We start from the raw sequence: 23,497 nt of genomic DNA, 5'->3' as shown, positions 1-23,497 counted from the left end.
GGCGTAACGAGTGCGTTACATCACAACCGGTTAATAAAATCGCGGCGGTCCTTTAGCCTTTGAGCGTTATCCAGAAACAACTTTACTTGTGCCAGGGCCGCCTGCTCCGAGCGGCCGCCAATATGTGGCGTGAACACCACGTTGTGAAAACCGCACAATGCTGCCGGCGCTCGCGGTTCGCCTTCATAGACATCCAATGCCGCGCCGGCGATAAGCTGTAATCGAAGTGCGTCCGCCAGCGCTTGGCTGTCGACCACACTGCCACGGCCGACATTGACCAGATAACCCGCTGGCCCCAGCGCGCGCAGCACCTCCAGGTTAACCATGTGCAGCGTTTCGATGCCGCCGGGTACCGCCACCAGCAACACGTCGCACCACGCGGCCAACATCAAGGGCGTGGCGAAATACCGATACGGCAACTGCCCGCGGTCATGCCGCGCGTGGTAACCCAGCGCCATGTCGAACCCCGCGGCACGCCTGGCCACCGCCGCCGCGACATGGCCGCCGCCGAGCAGGCCGAGGCGCTTGCGATGCAGCCCCGGATCGACTGGCAACGTGCGCAGGTCGGCCCCGGCGCGCGCCGCTCGGTCCATGCGTGGAATGCTGCGTACCACGGCCAGTAACAACGCCATCGCATGGTCAGCGACAATCTCGGCATTGGCGCCGGCGCCGTGGGTCACGGCAATGCCTTTGCTGTGGGCGTAGCCCACGTCGATATGTTCGTAACCGGCGCCAATGCTGCAAATCAACGCCAGGGCCGGCAGGGCATCGATATCCGCCGCGCTGGCCCCCCGTGCACCGTTGCTCAAGAGCACTTGTACCGTGGCGTTTTGCGCCGTGGGGCGCAACGGCTCGGCCGAAGGCTCGAAGCGAGCGGCCATGTGGCTCAGCAACCGTTCCTGCAGGTGCCCGGGCAATTCGATCAGCACCAGCGCCTCAAGGCGTTCAGGCGGCATAGCCCGGGTCCTCCCGATCGATCTTGCGCCGCAGCGCTGCCCATTCGACCCGGGCGTGGGGCGACCAGCTCTGTTCGGAATAGATCGTGCTGCCGAAGCGAATGCTCTCGTCAATGAACCGTTGCTCAATGGCGTGCACCTGGCCACCGGCCTGCGCGGCCAATTGGATCGCGCACGCGCGTTCCAGGCGCATCATCAAGGCAAAGGCTTCGCCCAGGCTCGCGCCAACGGTCAACGTGCCGTGGTTACGCAACATCAATATCTGCCCGTCGCCGAGTGTAACGGCCATGCGCGCGCATTCTTCCCGGTCCAGCTTTGCCCCGGTGTAATCGTAGTAGCGCACCCGGCTCATGATCATCAATGCACTCTGCGACACGGGCAGCAAACCACCGTTCTGGCTGGCGACCCCGGTACCGGCCACGGAATGCAGGTGGATGGCGGCCTGTGCCTGCGGGTGCGCTGCGTATAACCCCCCGTGGATAACGTCGGCCGCGCGGTTTACACCGTATTCCTGCTGGCCAGTGACGTCGCCGCGAGTGTTGATGCGGATCAGCGATGAGGCGGTGATCTCCTCGAAAAACAACCCATAGGGGTTGATCAAATAGTCGTCACGGGTACCGGGTACGCGCACCGAAAAGTGTGTGCCCAGCAAGTCGCTCCAGCCCATTTTCGCGCCCAAGCGGTACGCTGCCGCAAGGTCCAGCCGGGCCAACCACTCCTGCTCGGGCATGCCTGCTGGCGCGGGTGGCGATAGGTTAACTGTGCTCATTTCAGGCTCCGTGCTCGAGGGCTTTGAGTGTGGCTTCGCTGGCCAGCGGCGCGCGCCCTTGCAGCAGCTCGGCGCCGACCTGCGCGGCCGTGCGGTCCAGGTGTTCGCGCATGCTCAAAAAGCGCAGGTCGCGGTACTGGCGCGCCAGCACCGACGTTGCGGCAAAGTGGCTGGGGCCGACGATTTGAACCACCCCCTCCAACAACTGCTGGGCAGCCACGAGGGCCTGATGCTTGGCCCCCAGCGATGCCTGGGCGGCAATGCCCTCTTCGCCCTGCGCCCATAACCATGCCGCCCGATAAAGCAGGCCACGGGCACCGTCAATCGCAAAGCGCAAACGCCCCAGGTGGCGTTGCACATGGGCATCACCGGCGGTGCCACGGCGATTGACCGCCGCCAGCGCGCGCTGGAGGATGCCTTCGCTGGCGCCGACGTACTGGGCAGCGAAGCCCAGGTCGGCTTTAACCGACCAGTGCCCACTGAAGTGCGTATTGGAGCCGCCGATGGTGTTCGCCCAGCTTACCGCGCAGCCGTCGAAGCTAACCGTCGGGCTGACGGCAGCGCGCATACCGAGCGGGTCCCAAGAACCTTCGAGCACATTCACCCCGGGCGTGCGCACGGTGACGGCCAGGGCTACCCGCTCGCCGTGCTGAAATATCTGGCCATCCGGCGCCGCCACGCGGCCGTCGGTTTCGCAGTCGGCCAGCACTAGCAGGTACGTCGATGCGCTGGCCAATGTCGCGTAATTCTTGACCCCGTCCAGTTGCCATCCGCCCTGGCGCGGCTGCGCCGTGGTCTGATTGCGCGCGCCGCGCGCGGTGCGCCCAGGCTCGCTGCCCAGCGTGGTCATTAGCGCGCCGTTGGTGATCACGTCACCGAGGATACGCTCTCGCTGCTCACGGCTACCGGCTTGGTCGATATAGTGCGCGGCATGGCAGTGCACCTGCAGGCAGTGGCTGGTGGCCAAGCACACCTGGGCAATCTGCTCTAGGGCCAACAAGTAGGCCAACGGGTCTTCGCCCTGGATACCTCCGCCGGCACCGCCCACGTCGCGGCCAATGACCAACCCCAGTAGGCCGTGGCTGCGCAGGTCCGCGAGGTTTTCAAGCGGCACTTGCGCGTGCGTATCATAATGCTTGGCGCGCGCCGCGAACGCTTCGCGCGCCAGGTCGCGGGCGAGTTCGCGCACCCGCGCCTGTTCGGCGCTCAGCGAAAAATTCATGCCACCCCCGCGCTGTCGGCCGATTGCCGGGTCACACTGGTCGCGCCGTCAACGGCCGTGGCAAACGTGCCGCTCACCGTTACGCGGCGCACGATGCGCGGGGCGTCGTTGTAATCGTCGACGGCTTTGTGCAGCGTGGCGCGGTTGTCCCAGATGGCCACGTCACCCGGCTGCCAGCGCCAGCGCACGATATTTTCATGAGCCACTGCATGGTCCTGGAGGATGGCCAGCAAGCGCGCGGAGTCTGGGCTGTTGAAACCCACCAGGCGTTTGACGAAATGGCCAAGCAGCAATGAACGCTCGCCGGTTTCAGGGTGCACATGCACCACCGGATGCTCGGTTTCGATCACGCGCTTTTTCGACAACTGGGCGTGAAACTCCGCGGCCGTGGTGGAACCGGCGGGTATCAACGCGCTGCTGTCGTAAACGTTGCTATGCACCGCCCAAAGCGAATCGACGAATGCCTTGAACGGCCCCGGCAGGTGCTCATAGGCCGACGCGGTGTTAGCCCACAGCGTATCGCCGCCCAGTGCAGGGATTTCCACGCCGCGCAACACCGACAACGCTGGAAACGCGTTGAGAAACGTCAAGTCGGCATGCCACGTACTGGAGCGTGTATCGCGGCTGTCCAGGTTCAAGGTTGCCTGGGTGCCTTGCACCGCTGCCCGTGCCGGATGGGGCTGCAGCGGCCCCAGGCGACGGGCGAATGCCTCATGGGCCGCTTCGTCCAAGTGCCCTTGCCCGCGAAAAAAGATCACTTTGTGTTTTAGCAGGGCCTGGCGAATGGCCGCGACGGTGCTGTCTGGCAAATCACCAGCCAGGCGTACGCCATGAATTTCTGCGCCGGTGCGCACGGTCAGCGGGCGGGCATCGAGGGGGGGCGCAACGGCGAGCAGGGTCATGAGAGGTCTCCTTGGAGGGTTGCCGGCGAGGCGGGTGTATGCACCGCATGGGCGTATTGCGCGTACTGCAGTTCATCCGGCACCTCGGCGAACAGCCGCGCGACGTGGTGGTCGAGGTCGGCCAGGAACAAGTCTTTGACCAAGTGGCTGACCAGCCGTGGGATGCCATAGCGGATGCTGCCGACATCGCCGACGTGGCGACCGAAGCTGGTGATGGCGGCGAAGTTGAAGCAGTAGATGTTTTCCACCCACGGCGCCTTGCCGGGCTCACGCTGCTGAAATTGGTAACCTGGCCCCAGGTAAGGGTAGGTGGCGTTCGGCCGTTGCCGTTCGGCTTCCGGGATCGCGTAGCGGTCGCGCCACAGCGCGATGTCTGCCGCCACCGCGGCCAGCTCCGGGCGGCGGGCCAAATCGCAGGTGTAGCCAGTGCCGGCGATCAGGTAATCCGCGCGCAGCTCATGGCCCCGGCTGAGCAACCGCACCTGCCCGCCGTCAAGGCCGACGGATAAGCCCGCCGCGCCCAGATGCAGCGTGAAGTTGTCGAAGCGCGTTGCCCGCGCCACCACCTCCGGGGTAGGGCCTGGGGAGCGCTCGCGAAAATGCCAGGCGAGTTTCCAGCGCAAGGGGTCGGCCAGGTTGGCGAAATTCTCTTGGGCGGCCATGTACTTCAGCGTGCCCATGTTCGACGCGGCCGCCAAGCGCGGGTGGCGGCAATACAGATGAACCTCAGCTGCGCCTGCTTCCAGCGCCGTAGCGGCCGCGTCGAACGCCGCCGAGCCCGCGCCCAGCACGGCGACAGTGCGCCCGGCCAGGGCGGCGAAATCGATCGGCGTATCCGTGTGCGCATAATGTGTCGGCGGCAACGCCTCGGTCACCGGCTGTGGAATAAAGGGCTCGCCGCTGCCGACAATCCCCGTGGCCAGCACCACCTTGCGCGTCGTCTCGGTGAAGCGCGCCTCGCCCCGGCGCAAATGCAGGCGCAACACTCCGGCGTCGGGCTCGATGCGCAGCAACTCGACGCCGAAACGCACCGCGATCCCGGCCTGCTCGCGCAGCCACTCTAGATAGCTCGCCCATTCGGCGGTAGGAATCCGCGGCAACTCGTCGTACGCCGCTCGCCCGTGTTGCGCTTCGTACCATGCGCGGAAGGTCAACGAAGGAATGTCGAGGTCTGGGCCGGCATTACTTTTCGCGGTGCGCAAGTTGAGCATCCGCGCCTTAGCGCGCCAGCTGCCCGTGGCCGCGGCCGGGCGGCTTTCAATCACGCTGGTGCGGGTCACACCTGCACGGGCCAGTGCGAAGGCAGCAGCCACCCCGCTCTGCCCACCCCCGACCACGACCACATCATGGTCGGTGCCCATCGGGTCGGGAACCCAGTTTTCCGGCGGCTGGCCCAACAGGCGCAAGTCGTCGGCGACGCGTTGTTGCAGAAGATCCAGAGTGTTCATTGGCGTGCCGTCAAAGTCATCATCGAGAAATCGCCTGCCGCCCGTGGCAGGCTGGCGGTGTTATTCAGCGTTACGCAGGGCCTGCTCATACCCAGCGCGCCTCGTTCAAGCGCAACGCGGCGGTACCCCGGGTCGGCGCCCATTGGAGGTTTTTTTTGCGGCCATAAACGCGGTGGATTTCGGAAATAAAAATCGCCGCGGCATCGTCGTGGAGGATGCGACTGATGCGCTGGAAAAGCGCACCGCGCCCAGCGCTGTCGGCGGTGTGGCTGGCCTCGGCAAACAGCGCCTCCACCTCCGGGTGGCTGTAGTCCGACCAAGCGCCGGCTTTGACGAACAGCCCGCCTACCGGGTGCGAGGGGTCGTAGATGGCGTTGGCCACTTGCTGCACCGTCATGGGCGTGGTGCGGCGAGTGTCGTTCCAGAGCACCCAAGTGGCGTAATCGACCACCTGGATTTGCGCCTGTACGCCCACCTGCGACCAATAGGCGGCCACCGCCTCGGCGACTTCCTTAGGGTTGTCGCTGGAAATCAACAGCTTGGTCGTAAAGCCCTTGGCAAAACCCGCCGCGGCCAGCAGTTCGCGGGCTTTTGCCGGGGAGTACGGATAAGGTTCCAACGTTGCATCGGCGCCATAGGGGTAATAACGGGAAATACCACTGGCCAGCGGTTCACCGATGCCCTGCAACACGGTTTTAATGATCGCGTCTTTGTCCAGCGCATAGTTCAGCGCCTGGCGCACCTGCACATTGGCCAGCGGCAGTTGCGGGTCGCTGGTGTAGGGCCGTACGAACAATGGCGCGGCGACCGGATTAGCGACCGCGACAAAATTATCGGTGGCGTTCAGGCGCGCGAAATCTTGCGCCGGTACGCCCACGATCAGGTCGATTTCCCCCGCCAGCAGCGCGTTGACGCGGTTGCTGGCGTCTTTGATCGCCCGAAACACGATACGCTTGATGGCGGGCTTCGGGCCCCAGTAATCCTCGAAGCGTTCCAGTTCCAGCAGGTTCCCATCCGCGCTCAACTTCACCACGCGGTAGGCGCCGGCCGACACGGGGCTGCGCGCGAAAAACTCCAGCGCCGGCAACGGCGAGCCATAGTTACGCGGGATGATGGGCAAATAGCCCGCCAGTTTGTTGTGGAAGGCACCATCGGGCTTACGCAAACGAAAGCACACGGTACCGGCATCCAGTACGTCGACACGCTCGACATAGGGCGCAAAAAAGGCCCGCCGTGCACTTTTGTTGGCGGGGTCCAGGGCAAACTCCATGGTGAACTTCACGTCATCGGCACTCACCACGCCACCGTGGTGAAACTTCACGCCGGGGCGCAAACGGTAGGTGTAACTCAACCCATCGGCGGCGATCTCGTAAGCAGTGGCCAGGCTAGGTTGCAACGTGCCTTGGGCATCGAACCCATACAGGCGGTCGAACACTTGCAGGGTGTAGCGATCCGAGTCGCCGGTGCCAGCCACCACGCCGTTGAGGTTGACGAAACCTTTGTCCAGGCCGATGACCAAGGTATCGGTGTCCACCGCCGGTGCTTCGGCCGGTGCGCCCCAGGCGCTCGGCATGCCACCGAACGCGGCGACACCGGCGAGGGCTGCCGCCGCCTTGAGCACATTGCGGCGACGCTCATCCAAGCGTTCATTGGCTATGTTGTTGTCCGTCATGTTTTCCCCACATACGCATCAGTCATCGAAATTCGCTCAGGCGTTATGGCAAGCGGCCCAATGCCCCTGGGCCACTTGCCGCAAGGGTGGTGCCTCGCGCCGGCAGCGCGCCGAGGCAGCTGGGCAGCGGGGGTGAAACACACACCCGCTGGGCGGCGCCAGCGGCGACGGCACCTCACCTTGCAAAGGCTCGGCAAGGCGACCACGTACTGGCTCCGCGGCCGCGATCAGGGCGCGCGTATAAGGGTGGCGCGGCGCGGCGAGCACCTGCTCCACCGGCCCCTGCTCCTGCAATGCGCCCAAATACATCACCCCGACGTGGTCGCTCATGTGCGCCACCACGGCCAAGTCGTGGGAAATCAATAGGTAGGTCAGGCCACGCTCGGCCTGCATGTCATCGAGCAGGTTGAGCACCTGCGCCTGCACCGATACGTCCAGCGCGGAAACGGGCTCATCAAGTACCAGGCACTGCGGTGACAGCGCCAAGGCTCGGGCGATCGCTACCCGTTGCTTTTGCCCACCGCTCAGCTCACGAGGGTGGCGCAGCGCCAGATGGGTCGGCAAACCCACCTGCGCCAGCAGGGTGTTGACGCGCAGGGTCAACTCGCGCGCGCTGAGGCCCTTGTGATGGATGCGTAGCGGCTCATCGACCAATTGGCGTACGCAAAACGTTGGGTTGAGCGAGCCGTAAGGGTCTTGTAACACCGGCTGCAGGCACGTGCGCAACCAGCTCAGGGCGCTCGCGCGGCCGTCCATCAGGCGCCCATCGATCTGCACCGTGCCGGCACTCGGTCGCTCGGCGCCCATGACGATTTTCGCGAGGGTGCTTTTGCCCGACCCGGATTCGCCGACCAGCCCATAGCTAGCGCCCTTGGCCACGGCCAGGGACACCCCGCGCACCGCTTGCAGTGCCTGCCCACGACGGAGCATGCCAGCGCCCACCCGATAGACCTTGTGCACGTCGGTTATGGAAATAAACGCACTCATTGAATGTTCAAACGCCCATCAAGCATTTCGGTTGCCCGCCAGCACGCGGCACCGCTACCCTCGGCGGTGGGCCGCGCTTGCCAGCTGGGGTATTGCGCCACGCACTGTGGCTGCGCGGCTGGGCACCGCGGGGCAAAGCGGCAGCCACTGGGCAGCGCCGTGAACGATGGCGGTTGGCCGTCGATGGCGGTCAGCCGCGTGCGACGTTTGGCCAGCGTCGGGATCGCATCGATCAGCGCCGCGGTGTACGGGTGGGCCGGTGCTGCGAACACCTGCTCTACTGGCCCCTGCTCGACAATGCGTCCGGCATACATCACCGCCACGTCGTCACAGAAGGAGCGGACGACGTGCAAGTCGTGGGTCACGAACAGCATGGCCATGCGATGCTCGGCCTGCAGCTCGGCAAGTAAGCGCATCACCTGCAGGCGAATGGTGACGTCAAGCGCCGTGGTCGGCTCGTCGGCGATCAATAAGCTGGGGTTGCACGCCACCGCCATGGCAATGGCAGCGCGTTGGCGCATCCCCCCAGAAAACTGATGCGGGTAGCTGGCGTAACGCTGCTCAGGCGCGGGGATATGCACCCGGCGCAACGCATCGACGCTGCGTTGGCGGCTCACCGCACGCCCCGGCGCCTGCTGATAATCGATGATCTCCCGAACCTGGTCGCCCACCGTGAACAGCGGGTCGAGTGACGCGTGCGGGTCTTGCAGTACGGTGCCGATCTTGCTGCCGCGCAGGCGGCTCATGGCTTCGGCAGGCAATCCGAGCAGGTTCATCCCCTCGAACACTACCTCGCCGGCCACTACGCTGGCGCTGGGCGGCAACACCCGAAGCAACGACAGGCATGTGATCGATTTGCCCGAACCCGATTCGCCCACCAGCGCCAAGGTACGCCCGGCGCGCACCGAGAAGCTGACGTCGTCGACCGGGCGAATCACTCCGCTGGGGGTCGCGACGTCTACGCTGAGGTGCTTGACCGCTAATGCGAAGCTAGACAAAGGCCACCTCCATGCGCTCGTCTTGGCGTTGGCGCAAGAGATGGCTGGTGGTATTGACCGCGAGAATCGTCGCCACCAGTATCGCCCCCGGCAACGCGGTCAGCCACCAGGCCTGGCTCAGGTAGGCACGGCCGTCAGCGATCATTGTGCCCCACGAGGGGTCTGGCGGCTGCACCCCTAACCCGAGGAAGCTTAAGGTTGCCTCCAGCGTGACGACCAAACCGATGTCCAAGGTGGCCAGCACCATCACCGTGTTGAGCATATTGGGCAGTAAATGCTGCAACAACACCCGCGCCACCGAGGCCCCGCCCAGCTCCGCTAACAATACAAAGTCACGCTGGCGCAAATGCAACGCCTCGGCGCGTACGATGCGGGCGAAACGCGGCCAGGTCGCCAGCGAAATGGCGATCACCAAATTGGCCATGCCCGTGCCCAGCGCCACCGTCGCGACCAATGCGAGAATCACCGGCGGCAGGCTGTACTGCAGGTCGGCGGCGCGCATGATGATGGCGTCGAACCAGCCGCCGCGATAACCCGCCAGCAGGCCCAGCAAGCAGCCCAGCCCACCACCGGCGCCCACCGCTGCGACCACGATCGACAGCGACGTGCGGCTGCCGTAAACGACCCGGGTAAAGGTGTCGCGGCCCAGGTTATCGGTGCCGAACCAATGGTTCGCCGACGGCGGTTGCAACGCTGACGCCAGGTCGATGGCGTCGCGATCGAACAACGGTAACCAAGGCGCGAAGACAGCCACGAACACCACTGCGGCTAAAAAAGTGGGCGCTATGTAGCGTTTAATGTGCAAGGCGAATCCTCGGATCGAGCCAGCCGTACAGGACGTCGACGAGAAGATTGATGACCACGAACAGCAGCACCACGATCAGCGCGACGGCCTGGATGACCGTGTAATCGAATTGGGAAATGGCATCGATCATGGCACCGCCAATGCCCGGCCAGCCGAAGATCACTTCCACCGAAACGGCGCCAGCGATCAGCAGCCCGAACTGCGACGCGCAGAAGGTGATAATCGGCAAGCTGGCGTTTTTCAGCGCGTGCTTATAGATCACCGAACGCAGGGAGATACCCTTGATGCGGGCAAAGCGAATGAAATCAGACTGCAGGATCTCGCCCATAGTCGATTGCGTGAGCTTGTATAACGCCGCCGCCGAATACAGGCTCAGCGATACCGCCGGAATGACCAAGTGGGCCAGCGTCCCGTAGCCGTTGGTGGGCAGCCAGCGCAGGTCCACTGATAACCAACGAATCAGCAACAGCGCCACGAAAAACGCAGGTGTGGCCAGGCCCAGGGTAGCCAGCAAGTTGCCGATTCTCGCCGTAGCGCCTGCGGGGTTGCAGGCCGCCACGATGCCGGCCGGCACCCCGGCCGCTAAACTCAGCAGCAACGCGGCAGCGGCCAGCAGCACGCTCGGCACGATGCGCGGGCCGATCACTACGGTAGCGGGTTGGCCGGTCACGAACGAGGTGCCGATGTCGCCTTTGAGCAGGTTGCCGGCATAGATGAGGTATTGCACTGGCAGCGGCTTGGTCAGCCCCATTTGCTCGCGCAGCGCTTGGCGATCCTGCTCAGTGGCTTCGGGCGGCAGCAGCAGGTGGGTCGGGTCACCGATCAAACGCACGCTGACGAATACCAGCACCGACATCAGCCACAGCGTCACCAGCGCCGAGCCAATGCGTAAAAATAGGTATTTCTTCATGGGCCAGCCTGGTTACTCGAAGGTAGGGGTGCGCGTTGCTGCGGTGCACTATAAGAACCGCCCCCAACCAAACAAAATACCTATTGTTCATTACCTCATAACTAGAAGAGGATATGTTCAGATCAAAAAAACATAACTCGTGAAAAACATATAGACCCCGTAAATCGTTATAAAGCAAAATCCCCATAAATCGTTCAGTTGTGCAGTCGCGAGGTGTTGGCGTAGTTTAAAGGAACATTTTTTGTCAACGGCGGACAACAACAACTATGTTTACCCGCTATGTTCGGTGCCCGGGATGCCGCGCCACCGCTGGAGAAGTACATGGATGAGTGGATCGATAGCCAGTGGCTTGCAGGTCATATCGAATCTCCAGGCAGCGACAGCATCGCCACGGCGGTCGCCAGCCTGATCGCCTCCGGGCGCATTGGTAAAGGCGCGCGCCTGCCGACGGTGCGCGACTTCGCCCGAGGCCTGGGCATCAGCGCCAGCACTGTGGCTGCGGCCTGGAACACCTTGCGCGGCAAGGGGCTGATCGAAACCCGGCGGCGCGGCGGCACGGTGGTGCTGGGTAAGGGCGCCGAGCCCCCGGGCATCAGCTTGCCGCCCCGCCAATGGCTCGACCCGGTGGATGTGGTATGGGCCTGCGTCGACCTGTCTCGCGCCAGCGCCGACCCTGCGCTGCAACCGGACCTCGGCCCCGCCTTGAACGCCGGCCTGCAGGTCGATCACCTGCACGCGGCGGAAAAAGAGCACATGATCGACGCCTTGCGTAATGCCGTTGCGCCGACATGGCCGTGCCCGCCGCAGGCATGGACCACGGCGGGCGGCGGCACCGAGGGAATGCTGCTGGCATTGCAGGCATCCACCCGCCCAGGTGACCGTATCGCCATTGAGGAACCGACCAGCCCGCGCTTGCTGGGCTTGCTGGAACTGTTGAAGGTCGAAGCCATCCCGGTTGCCTGTGACCGCCATGGGCCGCTGCCAGCGGCCCTGCAAGCGGCGCTGCTTCACAAGCCCAGGGCGTTCCTATTCCAGCTGCGGGCGCAGATGCCGACCGGCTCAGCGCTTTCCCTCGAACGCCGGGACACGCTGGCCTTGGTATTGGAGCAGCATCCCGAGGTAGTGATTCTTGAAGACGACCACATGGGCACCGTGTCTACCGCGCCGGCATACAGCCTGAGTGAAAAATTGCCGGATAGAACCCTGCTCGTCCGGGCCTACTGCCGTGCGTTCGGGGTCGATTTACGCACCTCCGTGCTGGGCGGCGCGGCACGCCTGGTACAGGCCATTGAAAATTACCGCAGTGACCGGGTCGCCATGACCAGCCGGATCTTTCAAGGTGCCCTGGCTTTTCTGCTCACCGATCCCACGGCCAAGGCTACGCTGGAGCACGCCCGTGCCCGTTACGCGCACCGCCGCCAAGCGCTCGCCCAAGCGTTGGGCGAGCATGGTTTCGAGATTGAAGAAGGCACTGGCTTGGCATTGTGGGTACCCGTGGCCGACGAAACCGCGGCCATCGTTAGCCTCGCCTCCCAAGGCGTGGTACTCGGCAGTGGCTCGCATTGCTTTATTGGCACAGGCCAACAGCCTTATTTGCGGGTTGCCATCAGCCGCTTGCCCGATGACGTGAGCCAAATTCGGCTATTGGCAGATACCATCGCCAAAGGCGTCAACCGGCCGCGACGCGAGGCGTTTGACTGATCAGCGGCCAATAACGACCTTTCAGCGCCCATTTCGCCCAGGGTGTGCACTTTCAGGGCGCACACGTGCCACACACCTTGGCCGGCACGAGCACGCCCGGAACATTGGTTCGCCTGGTGCTGAACCAATGCACGTTTTGCCGGCGAACCACCTGCCCGAACCTTTGTCGATTGGCCCGCCCCGCCGCCATTGCCGCCCGCATAGGGGAATAACCCCGGCCCACCGGGCGAACCAATTGCAATTGGCATCGCTATTGCAAATAGCCCTACAGCTTGGCAAACCGGGAAGCCCCGCTGCCGTATGCCCTTTTCAGCCTGTCACGAGACGCCATGATGGAACGGTTCGACACCGACGCGCCGCACGATAACGCTTCAAAGCTGGCCCTCGATGCGCTACGCCAGATGGTCGCCCAGCAGGCGGCGTTCCCCCAGCGGGCACTGCCTCCGGAGCGTGAGTTGGCGGTGGCGTTCGGCGTCAGCCGGCGCGCGATCCGGCGGGCACTTACCGTGCTGGAAGCCGAAGGGCAGATCTGGCGCCGACAGGGCAAAGGCACCTTTGTCGGGCCTACCCCGCCCAGCGGCTGTATGAGTTTTGCCAAGCTGTCGAGCCGGACCAATTTCAGCGAGGTGATGGAAGCACGCCTGCATTTGGAGCCTGCGCTGGCCTCATTGGCCGCCGTCAGGGCCAGCGGTGAACAAATGGCGATCCTGCGCCGCTTGGTGGAACGTACCACGCGCCAGCAGGGTGCCGAGCAAATCGATGCCGAGGGCCTGGAGTTGTGGGACAGCGCGCTGCATCGGGGGATTGCCGAGGCGGCGGGCAACCGCCTGATGCTGGACATCTTTGAAATGCTCGACGCCATCCGCCTTGACCCGGCCTGGCGCGGCCTGCGCCAACGGGCGCGTAACACAGACCGGCTTAACACGTACAGCCACGATCACGACGACATCGTCAACGCCATCGAGAGCCGTGACCCGATCAAGGCCGCCACGGCGATGCGGGGCCATCTGCGGGGCCTGCAACAGGCGCTGGAAAACATCATTCACCAGGACTTGGAGGCGAGCGTATGAGCCTGCAAAACCCCGAAAGCCGACAGCCGGTATTGAGCGTCGATAACCTCACCGTGCGCTTCAATGGCGCCCCGGCGAACGTGGTCGACGGCGTGTCGTTTTCGGTTCAAGCCGGCAAAACCCTGGCCATCGTGGGCGAGTCCGGCTGCGGCAAAAGCGTGACGTCCATGGCGCTGATGGGCTTGCTGCCAGCCACCGCGACGGTCACGGCCAGTGCTTCGCGGCTGCTCGACGAGCCGTTGCTGGGCATGCCGGCCGAGCGCCTGCTGGATGTGCGCGGTAACCGCATGGCAATGATTTTCCAAGAGCCCATGACTTCGCTTAACCCGGTATTCACCATTGGCGAGCAAATTGCCGAAAGCGTAATGCGCCACCAGGGGCTGGCCCGCAAAGCGGCCATGCAGCGAGCGTTGCAAATGCTGGAACACGTGCGCGTGCCCGATGCGCGGCAACGCCTGGACGCCTACCCCCATGAGCTGTCGGGCGGCATGCGCCAGCGGGTGATGATCGCGATGGCGCTGGCCAACGACCCGAAGCTGATCATCGCCGACGAGCCCACCACGGCGCTGGACGTGACCATCCAGGCACAAATCCTGGCGCTGGTGAGTGCCTTACAAGCGCAAACCGGCACCTCGATGATCCTCATCACCCATGACCTCGGGGTGGTGGCCGAGGTGGCCGACGAGGTGATGGTGATGTACGCCGGGCAGGTGGTCGAAAGCGGCTCGGTGAAAACCCTGTTCGACGACCCGCAGCACCCATACACCATCGGCTTGATGGGGTCGATGCCGTCTATTGGCCCACGGCAGGGGCGCCTGGCGACCATCAATGGGCGCGTGCCAACACCCGCTGAAATGCCCAGCGGTTGCCGCTTCGCAGGCCGTTGCCCGTTCGCCATCAGTGCCTGCCGTGAAGCGCGCCCAGCATTGCTGGAAGTGACCGAGGGGCATTTCGCCGCCTGTATCCGTGCGCCATTGGAACAACACCTGGGAGCTAGCGCATGACCCTGCCCGAAGCCAGCCTCAACCCGGCCCCTGGGCTACAGGGTCCGATTCTGCAGAGCATTGCCGTCAGTAAACACTTCAGCAGCGAAACCGGCCTGCTGCAGCGCAAAAAGCCGCCGGTACAAGCGGTCAACAACGTATCGCTGGCCGTGCGCCGGGGTGAAACCCTGGCGTTGGTGGGCGAGTCCGGTTCAGGCAAATCGACCTTGGGCCGCGTGCTACTGAACCTGCTCGCACCGACCGCTGGCGATGTGATCTACGAAGGGCGCAACCTCGGTAACCTATCACCGCAGGCGCTGCGCCAGGTGCGCCGCGATTTGCAGATCATCTTCCAGGACCCGTTCGCCTCATTGAACCCCCGCATGAGCGTCGAAGCGATTGTCGGCGAACCCATCTGGCTGCACCGGGACACCAACCGCAGCGCACGCCAAGACCAGGTCGCCGAGCTGCTGCGCACTGTCGGTTTGGCGCCGGAGCATGGCAGCCGTTACCCCCACGAGTTTTCCGGCGGCCAGCGCCAGCGCATCGGCATCGCTCGCGCGCTGGCTTCAGAGCCGCGGTTGATTCTTGGCGACGAACCGGTGTCGGCGCTGGACGTTTCGGTGCAAGCGCAGGTGGTCAACCTGCTCGAAGACCTCAAGCATCAGTTTGGCCTGACGTTGGTCATCGTAGCCCACGGCCTGGCGGTGATCCGCCACATGAGCGACCGCGTGGCAGTGATGTACCTAGGCGAGATCGTTGAACTGGCGCCCGTCGACGCGCTGTTCGAGACGCCGTTTCACCCCTACACCCAGGCACTGATGGCCGCCATACCCGTGAGCCACCCCGACCTTCGCCATTCCCGCCCGGTGCTCGGTGGCGACATGCCGAGCCCGAGCAACCCGCCTTCAGGCTGCCGGTTTCACACGCGCTGCCCGCACGCCCGGCCCTTGTGCCGGGAGGTGAAACCGCCGTTAGGTACCGCCGAGGGCGAGCGCCAGGTCGCCTGCCATTACTGGCGTGAAGTCGCCAATGCCGGCGCCGGCTCATTGCGGGTGCCAACCCCTAGCGCCGCCTACAGCCAACGCCTGAATTTGTTCGAAAGCTATCAAGCCTTATCTCTGGAGGGTTAGCCATGAAATTCGCACACCTGATAACAGGCTCGCTTTTTCTGCTCGCTGCGAATGCTGCGTTTGCCGAAACCACGCTGCGCATCGGTATCCAAGATGACCCCGACGTGCTTGATCCACATCGTTCGCGCACCTACTCGGGCCGCCTGGTCTATACCGCCTTGTGCGACAAACTGGTGGATGTCAGCCCGCAGCTCACCTACGTGCCGCAACTGGCCACGGCCTGGAACTGGAGCGAAGACGGCAAGACCTTGACCATGACCCTGCGCGATGGCGTGACGTTCCATGATGGCGAAGTGTTCGACGCCGTCGCCGTGAAGTTCAACCTGGACCGCGCCCGCACCCTCCCCGACTCGCTGCGCAAGAGCGAGTTGGCGTCGGTAGACAGTGTCGAGGTGGTCGATGCCAAAACCGTGGCCATCAAGCTCAAACAGCCAGACGCCACGCTGATCTCGCAGTTGTCGGACCGCGCCGGGATGATGCTGGCGCCCACCGCCTCAGCCACTGACGTGGGCACGAAACCCGTCTGTTCCGGCCCGTATAAATTCGCCCAGCGCGTGCAGCAAGACCGCATCGTGCTGGAGCGCTTCGACCAGTATTGGAACAAGCAGGCGTACCATTTCGACAAAGTGATTTTCCTGCCGATTCCTGACACCTCGGTGCGCCTGGCCAACCTGCGCTCCGGTGACCTGGACATTATCGAACGGGTGGCGCCCACCGACGTGAAAACCGCCAAGGCCGACAGCACCCTACAAGTGTTCAACACCCCCGGCCTGGGCTACATGCAGTTGATGTACAACACCAACAACGGCGACCGGGCCAAGACGCCGATGGGCCAGGACCCGCGCGTACGCAAGGCCTTCGAAACGGCCATCGACCGCGATGCGATCAACCAAGTGGTGTTCGAAGGCCTGTACGCGCCCAGTGCCCAGCCGTTCCCCAGCAGCAGCCCGTATTACGACAAAAGCCTGCCGGTACCGGCGCGCGACGTGGAGCAAAGCAAAAAGCTGCTGGCCGAGGCGGGGGTAAAGCTGCCCCTGAACGTCGAGTTGAAAGTCGCCAACAACCCGATTGCGCAGCAGGTGGGCCAGATTATCCAGGCAATGACCGAGGAAGCCGGGTTCAAGGTCAATTTGGTCGCCACCGAATATGCCACGCTGCTAAGCGAACAGCAGGCGGGCAACTTTCAGATCGGCATGAGCGCCTGGTCGGGCCGGCCGGATCCCGATGGCGACATCCATCAGTTCGTAACCTGCAAAGGCGGCCAGAACGATGGACACTTCTGCGACCCGAAACTCGACGAGTTGCTGAACAAGGCCCGCACCGTGAACGACACAGCACAGCGCCAGGCCCTGTACTTCCAAGCCCTGCGGCTGCTCGCCAGCGACGTGCCCACCAGCTACCTGTATTTCGACCCACGGATCATCGCCATGAGCAGCAAATTGACCGGTTTCGTGCCGAACCCCGACGGGCTGATCCGCCTGGCCGGCGTCGCATTCAAATGATCATGGCTGCCATGGCTGGGCCGGCCACCTTCGAGGGTTGAGCATGCTAACGTTTATTTTCCGGCGTTTGTTCAGCGCCATACCCACGCTGATACTGGTATCGTTGTTCGTCTTCACCCTGCAAAAACTGCTGCCGGGGGACCCGGTGCTGGCACTGGCTGGGGAAGAGCGCGACCCGGCGGTGATGCAATACCTGCGCGACAAATACCGCCTCAACGACCCGGTACCACTGCAATATATCCATTGGGTCGGCAACGTGCTGCACGGCGACTTCGGCACCTCGCTGCGCACCGAGCAACCGGTCACTACGTTACTGGCCTCGAAGCTGCCGGTGACCCTCGAGTTGGCCGTGCTGGCGTTGCTCATAGCGCTGTTGATCGGCGTTCCCACCGGGGTTGTTGCCGCCGTGCGCAAGGGCACGGCGGTGGATTATGGGGCCAATGTATTCGCCTTGTCCGGAATCTCGATCCCGCACTTCTGGCTGGGGATTCTACTGATCATGATCTTCGCCGTGAAACTGCAGTGGCTACCGGCCTCGGGCTTCGTGCCACCGGAAGAGAACCTTGGGCAAAACCTGAAAACCTTGATTTTACCGGCCTTCGTGCTTGGCGCCGGGCTGTCGGGGGTGCTGATGCGCCACACCCGCAGCGCCATGCTTGAAGTGCTGCGCGCCGATTACGTGCGCACGGCCCGGGCCAAGGGCTTGTTCACCCGCACGGTGATCCTCAAGCACGCCTTGCGTAATGCACTGATGCCCATCATCACCCTGACCACGCTGCTGTTCGGCGAACTGCTGGGCGGCGCGGTGCTGACCGAGCAAGTGTTCAGCATCCCCGGCTTCGGCAAGATGATCGTCGACGCAGTGTTCAACCGCGACTATGCCGTGGTGCAAGGCGTGGTGCTGTGCGTTGCCGTGGGTTTTCTGTTGTTGAACCTGTTGGCCGACGTGCTTTACCGCATGGTCAACCCACGCTTGAGGACGGCTTGATGACTGCTGTCGCCCCCACTGCCGCCCGCCCAGATGGCATCACCCGCGCACCCGCGGCCCGCTCACCGTTCGTGCGCAAATTCCTCGCTAACAAAGGTGCGGTTGTCGGCACGGTGGTGTTGCTGGTGTTCGTCTTGGCGGCACTGCTAGCGCCCTGGGTCGCGCCTTTTGACCCGCTCAAAGCCAACTTCCTGGCGGTACGCAAAGCCCCCTCACTGGTGCACTGGTTGGGCACCGACGAACTCGGCCGTGACCTGTTTTCGCGCCTGCTCTGGGGCGCGCGCAGTTCCCTGCTGGCGGGGGGCGTGTCGGTGGCGATCGCGATGGTGATCGGCGTACCGCTGGGGCTGGTGGCAGGCTACTTCGGCGGCAAGCTGGATGCGGTGATTTCCCGTGTCATGGAGGCCCTGCTGGCCTGCCCCTTCCTGGTATTGGCGATTGCCTTGGGGGCGTTCCTGGGCCCGAGCCTGACCAACGCCATGATCGCCATCGGCCTGTCGGCGATGCCGATTTTTTCCCGCCTCACCCGCGGCCAGGTACTCGCCATTCGCCATGAGGAATATCTCGAAGGCGCCCGCGCGATCGGCTTGCCAGACCGCTGGATCATCCTGCGTTATGTGCTGCCCAACGTACTGTCGCCGCTTGTGGTGCAGGCGGCGCTGACCATCGCCTCGGCCATCCTCGCCGAAGCCAGCTTGTCGTTCCTTGGCCTGGGCCAGCAGCCGCCTTCACCGTCCTGGGGCTCGATGCTCAACACGGCGAAAAACTTTATGGAACAGGCGCCTTGGATGTCCATCGCGCCAGGTGTGGCGATTTACCTCACGGTTCTGTGCTTCAACCTGCTGGGCGATGGTTTGCGAGATGCCCTGGACCCGAAAAACTAATCACAGCCAAGAGACCCCTTTATGTTCGATGACCTTGATTACAGCCAACCCTATACCTCCGCCCGCTCGCCGGTGATGGGCAACAACATGGTCGCCTGCTCCCAACCACTGGCTGCCCAGGCCGGCCTGGCCATGCTGCGCAAAGGCGGTAACGCGGTCGATGCGGCCATTGCCGCGGCCATGGTGCTGACCGTGGTCGAACCCACCGGTTGCGGCATCGGCAGCGATGCATTCGCCATCGTTTGGGACGGCAACACACTGCAAGGGCTTAACGCCTCGGGCCGCTCGCCAAAGGGCTGGACACCTGAGTTTTTCCACGGGCAAAAACAGATGCCGCAGCGCGGCTGGGGCTCCGTCACCGTGCCCGGCGCAGTGTCGGCGTGGGTGGCGTTGTCCGAGCGTTACGGCAAGCTGCCCTTCGCTACCCTCGCAGAACCTGCGATCGGTTATGCCCGCGACGGTTATCAGGTCACGCCGATCATCGCTGAGCTGTGGCGGCGCGGCGCCGAACTGCTGAAGGACCAACCGGGCTTTGCCGAGTGCTTTATGCCGGGGGGTAAGGCGCCCAAGGCGGGCGAGAAAATCACCCTCGAGGGCCACGCCCATAGCCTCGAATTGATCGCCAAAACGAAGGGCGAAGCGTTCTACCGTGGCGAACTGGCCGAGGCGATCATCGCCCATGCGAAGGCCCATGGCAGTGTGATGAGCCTCGACGACCTGGCAGCTCACAGCGTCGATTGGATCGATACCTTGTCGGTCCCTTACGCCGGCGCAGTCGTTCATGAGCTGCCGCCCAATGGCCAGGGCATCGCCACCCTGGCGGGCTTGACCATGCTCGAAGCGCTGGGAGTGGGCGAATATCCGGTAGACAGCGTCAATACCGTGCATCCGGTGCTTGAAGCCATGAAGCTGGCGCTGGCGGACCTCAACGAACACGTGGCGGACAATGACCATATGCGCCTGCGATCCGAGCATCTGCTGGACCCAACCTACTTATTGAAGCGCGCCTCGCAGGTCAACGAGCAAGCGGCCGATCCGGGGCACGGCTCACCCAAACCCGGTGGCACGGTATGCCTATCGGCGGCGGACGAAAGCGGCATGATGGTGTCGTTCATTCAATCCAATTACATGGGTTTCGGTTCAGGCGTGGTGGTGCCAGGCACCGGGATCAGCCTGCAAAACCGTGGCGCTGGCTTCACCCTCGACCCCGATCACGTCAACACCGTGGCGCCGGGCAAGCGCCCTTTCCACACCATCATCCCTGGCTTCGTGATGAACACCGACGGCACGCCGTTAATGGCGTTTGGCCTGATGGGCGGCCCGATGCAAGCGCAAGGTCACCTGCAAATGATGATGCGCATCCTGCGTTACAAACAAAACCCGCAGGCCGCCGCCGATGCACCCCGCTGGAGGATCGAGCAAGGGCGCAAAGTGGCCGTGGAGCGTTCATTCGACCGGCTGGTGGTGGAAGAACTGCGCGCCAGAGGCCACGCCATTGAGGTTGAAGACCCAAGCGGCGTATTCGCCTTTGGTGGCGCGCAGATTATCCAGCGCACCGCCCATGGCTATGTGGGGGGAACTGACCCGCGTAAGGATGGCTTGGTGGCGGCCTACTGAAGCGCCCCGGGGCGCGGCCGTTGCTACAGGTTGAACGCCCCCACAAGCGTTCAACCATTGCCCGCCCTGAATCGCCCGCCTGCACGCTGAACGACTACCCCATCACTGCGCGGCAACAGCCGCCAACACCCAGGCTGTATTGCGCAGCCCATGATGGCGCTCGTTTAATACCCTGCTTTGCTTGAAGTCAGCATCAGCTTGAGGCCCAACGTGCCAAGGGTAAGCGCGGCAGCACGGTCGATGATCGATTTTGCGTTTGAATAAAACGCCTTTGGCACCTCATTGGAAAAGACCAGCGCCACTGTGCAATACCACCCCGCCTCCACCGCAAAGGTCGCCAAGATAAGCACCGGATAGCACCAAAAAGGTGCGCTCCGAGGCAGTAGCGAAACAAAAATACTGCCATAAACCAGCGCCGTCTTCGGATTGCTGACCTGCGTGCTCAGCCCCATCCAGAATGATTTCAAAAGCGTGTCTGCGCTGCCTAACGGGCCCACGTTCAGCCCAAGCGGTTTTGACGCTCCCTGCCACATCCGCCACGCCAAGTGAAGCAGGTAACACCCGCCGATGACCTTTGCGGCAAGGTATAACCAGGCTATAGACGCCAGCAATGCATAGAGGCCGGCCAATGCCATGCTGCAAAATATAACGCCGCCTACGCCCATGCCCAGCGCTGTGGCAACGCCATGCCGGCGTGATGACCGCACGGTGTTGCGCGCCACCACTATAAAGCTGGGGCCAGGGCTCATGGCCCCCAGCAGGAGTGCGGCCATAATGGCTATGATCGGTGTCCATGCGTCCATTGCGTGCGCCATTGGGCCTGTAGTTGCCCTTACAATGCAACTTTCATGCACAACCACGGCTCGCGACGGCCCCCCACCCACCCCAGGTTTACCGCTGCCCGCCAGCCTCGTTCGTTGCCCACAGCAGCCTTATCGCCAGCGTGGTGCCCGTTAACACCGCCGTAATAGCCAGCGTTTCATGTACCCTGGGCAGGCGTTTTTCAAACGCCAAACACAGCAACGTGGCAAACATCGACTCCAGCGCAATCAGTTGCCCTGAGAGCACCAGAGGAAGATAACGACAGGCCATGTTCCACGCCCATGCACCGAACACGGACGAAAACAAAGCGATAACTATCGCCCATGCGTACAGGCTGCCGGCGTTATCGTAGCTGGCGCCCAGGCAGGGAAGCTTGAAAAGGCGCAACGCATAGCCAAGCGGCATCAGTACCAGCATGCATAGGGCGCTGCCGGCCATCATCAGCGCCGTCCATCCGCCGGTGGAACGCGCGGGGATTTTCCCCAGCGCGTTTTGGTTCAGCACACTGAAGCTCAACCACAGGGCAACGGCTACAAGTGAAAAAACCACGCCGACGGCGAACGTGTGGGGATCGGCCACCGAGGAGTTGTTACCCCGGAGGGTGATCAGTAAAAGACCACCCGCCAACAGGGATAAAGGGAACAGTAATGTTCGCCACGCCAACATCTTCGTTGGGGTGTTGCCAAGCAAGGCCAATAATACCGGCACCGCCGCGACGAAGGCCGGCATCAATACGGGGCCGCTCAGCTCGATGGCGCAGGCGGTACACAACGCGTAGCCGAAGTAGCCGATAGCGCCCAGCGCTAACCCCAACCGGCGCAATGGCCATGCCAGCCCACGGATGGCGGCACGTTGGCTGAACCCCCAAGCGATACCCAGCGCCCCTACCACCATGAACCTGATCGCCAGGAAATCAAATACGCTGTAGCGCCCGGGGACGTAGGGAACGATGAAATTCAACCCCCAACAAAACGTGGCGAGCACCGCAAACCCTACACCGATGGCGCGCGGGTGTTTAAAAAACGCGTGCATAGGTTGCTCCATGGCCGGCTTTTCACCATGGTGGTGCCTGCTGGGGCTATGGTACAAACGAGTTCTCAGCCACGAATGCATAATCGGTGGTTATGAATACCCTGGGTAAAGCACTGCCGCCGCTGGCGAGCCTATTGCCGTTTGAAGCCGCCGCGCGGCTTGAGAGTTTTTCGCAGGCCGCGGCGGAACTGCATCTGAGCCAGGCCGCCGTAAGCCGGCAAATCCGCGGCCTTGAGCTGAATTTGGGGGTGAGGTTGTTCACCCGCCGCAACCGTGCCGTGTTCCTAACACCCGAAGGCCACCGGCTGGCGCTGGCAGTGAGCACAGCATTGAGCCAAATAGGCGCAACCGCCGAAGGTCTGCGAGGGGCCACTGGCAAGCATCAAGTGGTGTTGCTTTCGCAGCTGTGCGAGGCGTTCTATTGGTTGATGCCGCGGCTGTCGACATTCCACCAACGCCATCCAGACATCGAGATCCAGGTGTTGACCACGGCCCAACCCGTGGCGCGGTTCGCTGGCCATTTCGACGTTGCGCTGCAGAGTACCGGGCGGGCGAGTGGTTTAAGCCATCTACTATTCACCGCCCCAGACGAGGTCTTTCCAGTGTGTAGCCCAAATTATCTGAAGGGGAACGAACAGGTACTCAGCGTTATCGATTTGCCTCACCATCAATTGCTGCACCATCGCGCTGCCCCGCCTCATTTAATGGAATGGGACAGTTGGCTAGCCCAGTATGGGGTTGCCCTCAGCGGCGACGCCAAGGGGCACGTTTTCGACAGCTACCCTATGATGCTGCAGGCCGCCGTCGAGGGGCATGGGATCGCCGTCGGCTGGGGTCGCACGGCTGGCAGGTTGGTCGACAGCGGAGCGTTGGTCAAACCGTGTTCGGAGAGGGTTTTTTTGCCCCATGCCCTGTCGGTTTTCAAGCACCACGCGGCGGCGCAGAGAAACGAAACTGAATCGTTGATCGAGTGGCTGAAGGTTGAGTTGCTCGGTGACGGGGCCTAACGTGTGCTTCAGAAGCTGTTTGCACCCTTTTAGCGGTGCCTTTTGCCGCCAGCCGGCGTTGCCCCCTCGCCATAGCGCTGCTATCACGC

21 protein-coding genes are annotated in these 23,497 nt (G+C 63.2%); 9 read left to right on the top strand and 12 right to left on the bottom strand.

Features of this window, described 5'->3' with window-relative positions:
- Nucleotides 1–20 precede the first annotated feature (20 nt).
- The 10 genes from HAQ05_RS11810 to HAQ05_RS11765 all read right to left on the bottom strand — a co-directional run bounded on the left by HAQ05_RS11810 (nt 21) and on the right by HAQ05_RS11765 (nt 10,669).
- Entirely contained in the window at nt 21–956 is a 936-nt protein-coding gene (locus tag HAQ05_RS11810) for an NAD(P)-dependent oxidoreductase (protein ID WP_190420726.1), read from the bottom strand.
- Nucleotides 946–1,725: a class II aldolase/adducin family protein gene (locus tag HAQ05_RS11805; protein ID WP_190420724.1), complete on the bottom strand. Its 780-nt coding sequence runs from the start codon at nt 1,723–1,725 to the stop codon at nt 946–948. The genes HAQ05_RS11810 and HAQ05_RS11805 overlap by 11 nt, the downstream gene beginning before the upstream one ends.
- Before the next feature lies 1 nt (nt 1,726).
- Complete coding sequence (locus tag HAQ05_RS11800) at nt 1,727–2,947, bottom strand: acyl-CoA dehydrogenase family protein (RefSeq protein WP_190420722.1); 1,221 nt, start codon at nt 2,945–2,947, stop codon at nt 1,727–1,729.
- Entirely contained in the window at nt 2,944–3,849 is a 906-nt protein-coding gene (locus tag HAQ05_RS11795; protein ID WP_190420720.1) for a TauD/TfdA dioxygenase family protein, read from the bottom strand. Before HAQ05_RS11795 ends, HAQ05_RS11800 begins: the two co-directional genes overlap by 4 nt.
- Nucleotides 3,846–5,297 carry an FAD-dependent oxidoreductase gene (locus HAQ05_RS11790; protein WP_190420718.1) on the bottom strand — a complete coding sequence of 484 codons (1,452 nt, stop codon included), beginning with the start codon at nt 5,295–5,297 and terminating at the stop codon, nt 3,846–3,848. Before HAQ05_RS11790 ends, HAQ05_RS11795 begins: the two co-directional genes overlap by 4 nt.
- A gap of 85 nt (nt 5,298–5,382) precedes the next feature.
- The gene (locus HAQ05_RS11785) at nt 5,383–6,969 is read right to left on the bottom strand and encodes an ABC transporter substrate-binding protein (protein WP_190420716.1); all 1,587 of its coding nucleotides are present in this window, start codon (nt 6,967–6,969) and stop codon (nt 5,383–5,385) included.
- A gap of 36 nt (nt 6,970–7,005) precedes the next feature.
- A complete protein-coding gene (locus HAQ05_RS11780) occupies nt 7,006–7,956 on the bottom strand; it encodes an ABC transporter ATP-binding protein (RefSeq protein ID WP_190420714.1) in 951 nt (316 codons plus the stop codon).
- Entirely contained in the window at nt 7,953–8,954 is a 1,002-nt protein-coding gene (locus tag HAQ05_RS11775; RefSeq protein WP_190420705.1) for an ABC transporter ATP-binding protein, read from the bottom strand. Before HAQ05_RS11775 ends, HAQ05_RS11780 begins: the two co-directional genes overlap by 4 nt.
- Complete coding sequence (locus tag HAQ05_RS11770; RefSeq protein ID WP_190420703.1) at nt 8,947–9,759, bottom strand: ABC transporter permease; 813 nt, start codon at nt 9,757–9,759, stop codon at nt 8,947–8,949. Before HAQ05_RS11770 ends, HAQ05_RS11775 begins: the two co-directional genes overlap by 8 nt.
- Nucleotides 9,749–10,669, bottom strand: coding sequence for an ABC transporter permease (locus HAQ05_RS11765; protein WP_190420701.1), 921 nt, complete (start codon nt 10,667–10,669; stop codon nt 9,749–9,751). Before HAQ05_RS11765 ends, HAQ05_RS11770 begins: the two co-directional genes overlap by 11 nt.
- A 321-nt stretch (nt 10,670–10,990) precedes the next feature.
- On the opposite strand from HAQ05_RS11765, the gene HAQ05_RS11760 reads away from it, so the two are divergent.
- The 8 genes from HAQ05_RS11760 (at nt 10,991) to HAQ05_RS11725 (ending at nt 20,547) form a co-directional block, all read left to right on the top strand.
- Nucleotides 10,991–12,370: an aminotransferase class I/II-fold pyridoxal phosphate-dependent enzyme gene (locus tag HAQ05_RS11760; protein WP_190420699.1), complete on the top strand. Its 1,380-nt coding sequence runs from the start codon at nt 10,991–10,993 to the stop codon at nt 12,368–12,370.
- Nucleotides 12,371–12,702: 332 nt separating this feature from the next.
- A complete protein-coding gene (locus HAQ05_RS11755; RefSeq protein WP_190420909.1) occupies nt 12,703–13,440 on the top strand; it encodes an FCD domain-containing protein in 738 nt (245 codons plus the stop codon).
- The gene (locus HAQ05_RS11750; protein WP_190420697.1) at nt 13,437–14,444 is read left to right on the top strand and encodes an ABC transporter ATP-binding protein; all 1,008 of its coding nucleotides are present in this window, start codon (nt 13,437–13,439) and stop codon (nt 14,442–14,444) included. Before HAQ05_RS11755 ends, HAQ05_RS11750 begins: the two co-directional genes overlap by 4 nt.
- Entirely contained in the window at nt 14,441–15,556 is a 1,116-nt protein-coding gene (locus tag HAQ05_RS11745; RefSeq protein ID WP_190420695.1) for an ABC transporter ATP-binding protein, read from the top strand. The genes HAQ05_RS11750 and HAQ05_RS11745 overlap by 4 nt, the downstream gene beginning before the upstream one ends.
- A gap of 2 nt (nt 15,557–15,558) precedes the next feature.
- Nucleotides 15,559–17,058, top strand: a complete 1,500-nt coding sequence (locus HAQ05_RS11740) for an ABC transporter substrate-binding protein (protein WP_190420686.1) — start codon at nt 15,559–15,561, stop codon at nt 17,056–17,058.
- Nucleotides 17,059–17,101: 43 nt separating this feature from the next.
- The gene (locus HAQ05_RS11735) at nt 17,102–18,046 is read left to right on the top strand and encodes an ABC transporter permease (protein WP_190420684.1); all 945 of its coding nucleotides are present in this window, start codon (nt 17,102–17,104) and stop codon (nt 18,044–18,046) included.
- Nucleotides 18,046–18,930: an ABC transporter permease gene (locus tag HAQ05_RS11730; protein WP_190420683.1), complete on the top strand. Its 885-nt coding sequence runs from the start codon at nt 18,046–18,048 to the stop codon at nt 18,928–18,930. The genes HAQ05_RS11735 and HAQ05_RS11730 overlap by 1 nt, the downstream gene beginning before the upstream one ends.
- A gap of 21 nt (nt 18,931–18,951) precedes the next feature.
- On the top strand, nt 18,952–20,547 hold the full coding sequence (locus tag HAQ05_RS11725) for a gamma-glutamyltransferase family protein (protein WP_190420681.1): 1,596 nt from the start codon (nt 18,952–18,954) through the stop codon (nt 20,545–20,547).
- 164 nt (nt 20,548–20,711) lie between these two features.
- On the opposite strand, the gene HAQ05_RS11720 is transcribed toward HAQ05_RS11725, so the two are convergent.
- Nucleotides 20,712–21,350, bottom strand: a complete 639-nt coding sequence (locus HAQ05_RS11720; protein WP_190420679.1) for a LysE family translocator — start codon at nt 21,348–21,350, stop codon at nt 20,712–20,714.
- 88 nt (nt 21,351–21,438) lie between these two features.
- Nucleotides 21,439–22,191, bottom strand: coding sequence for a DMT family transporter (locus tag HAQ05_RS11715; RefSeq protein ID WP_338050202.1), 753 nt, complete (start codon nt 22,189–22,191; stop codon nt 21,439–21,441).
- A 302-nt stretch (nt 22,192–22,493) separates the two neighbouring features.
- On the opposite strand from HAQ05_RS11715, the gene HAQ05_RS11710 reads away from it, so the two are divergent.
- Nucleotides 22,494–23,408 carry a LysR substrate-binding domain-containing protein gene (locus HAQ05_RS11710; RefSeq protein ID WP_190420675.1) on the top strand — a complete coding sequence of 305 codons (915 nt, stop codon included), beginning with the start codon at nt 22,494–22,496 and terminating at the stop codon, nt 23,406–23,408.
- Nucleotides 23,409–23,497: the final 89 nt, after the last annotated feature.

Origin of the sequence: Pseudomonas typographi (genome assembly GCF_014694385.1) — a bacterium.
Taxonomy (GTDB): Bacteria; Pseudomonadota; Gammaproteobacteria; order Pseudomonadales; family Pseudomonadaceae; genus Aquipseudomonas; species Aquipseudomonas typographi.
Note: the sequence above shows the minus strand (reverse complement) of the source record. Positions and strands in the feature narration are given on the sequence as shown.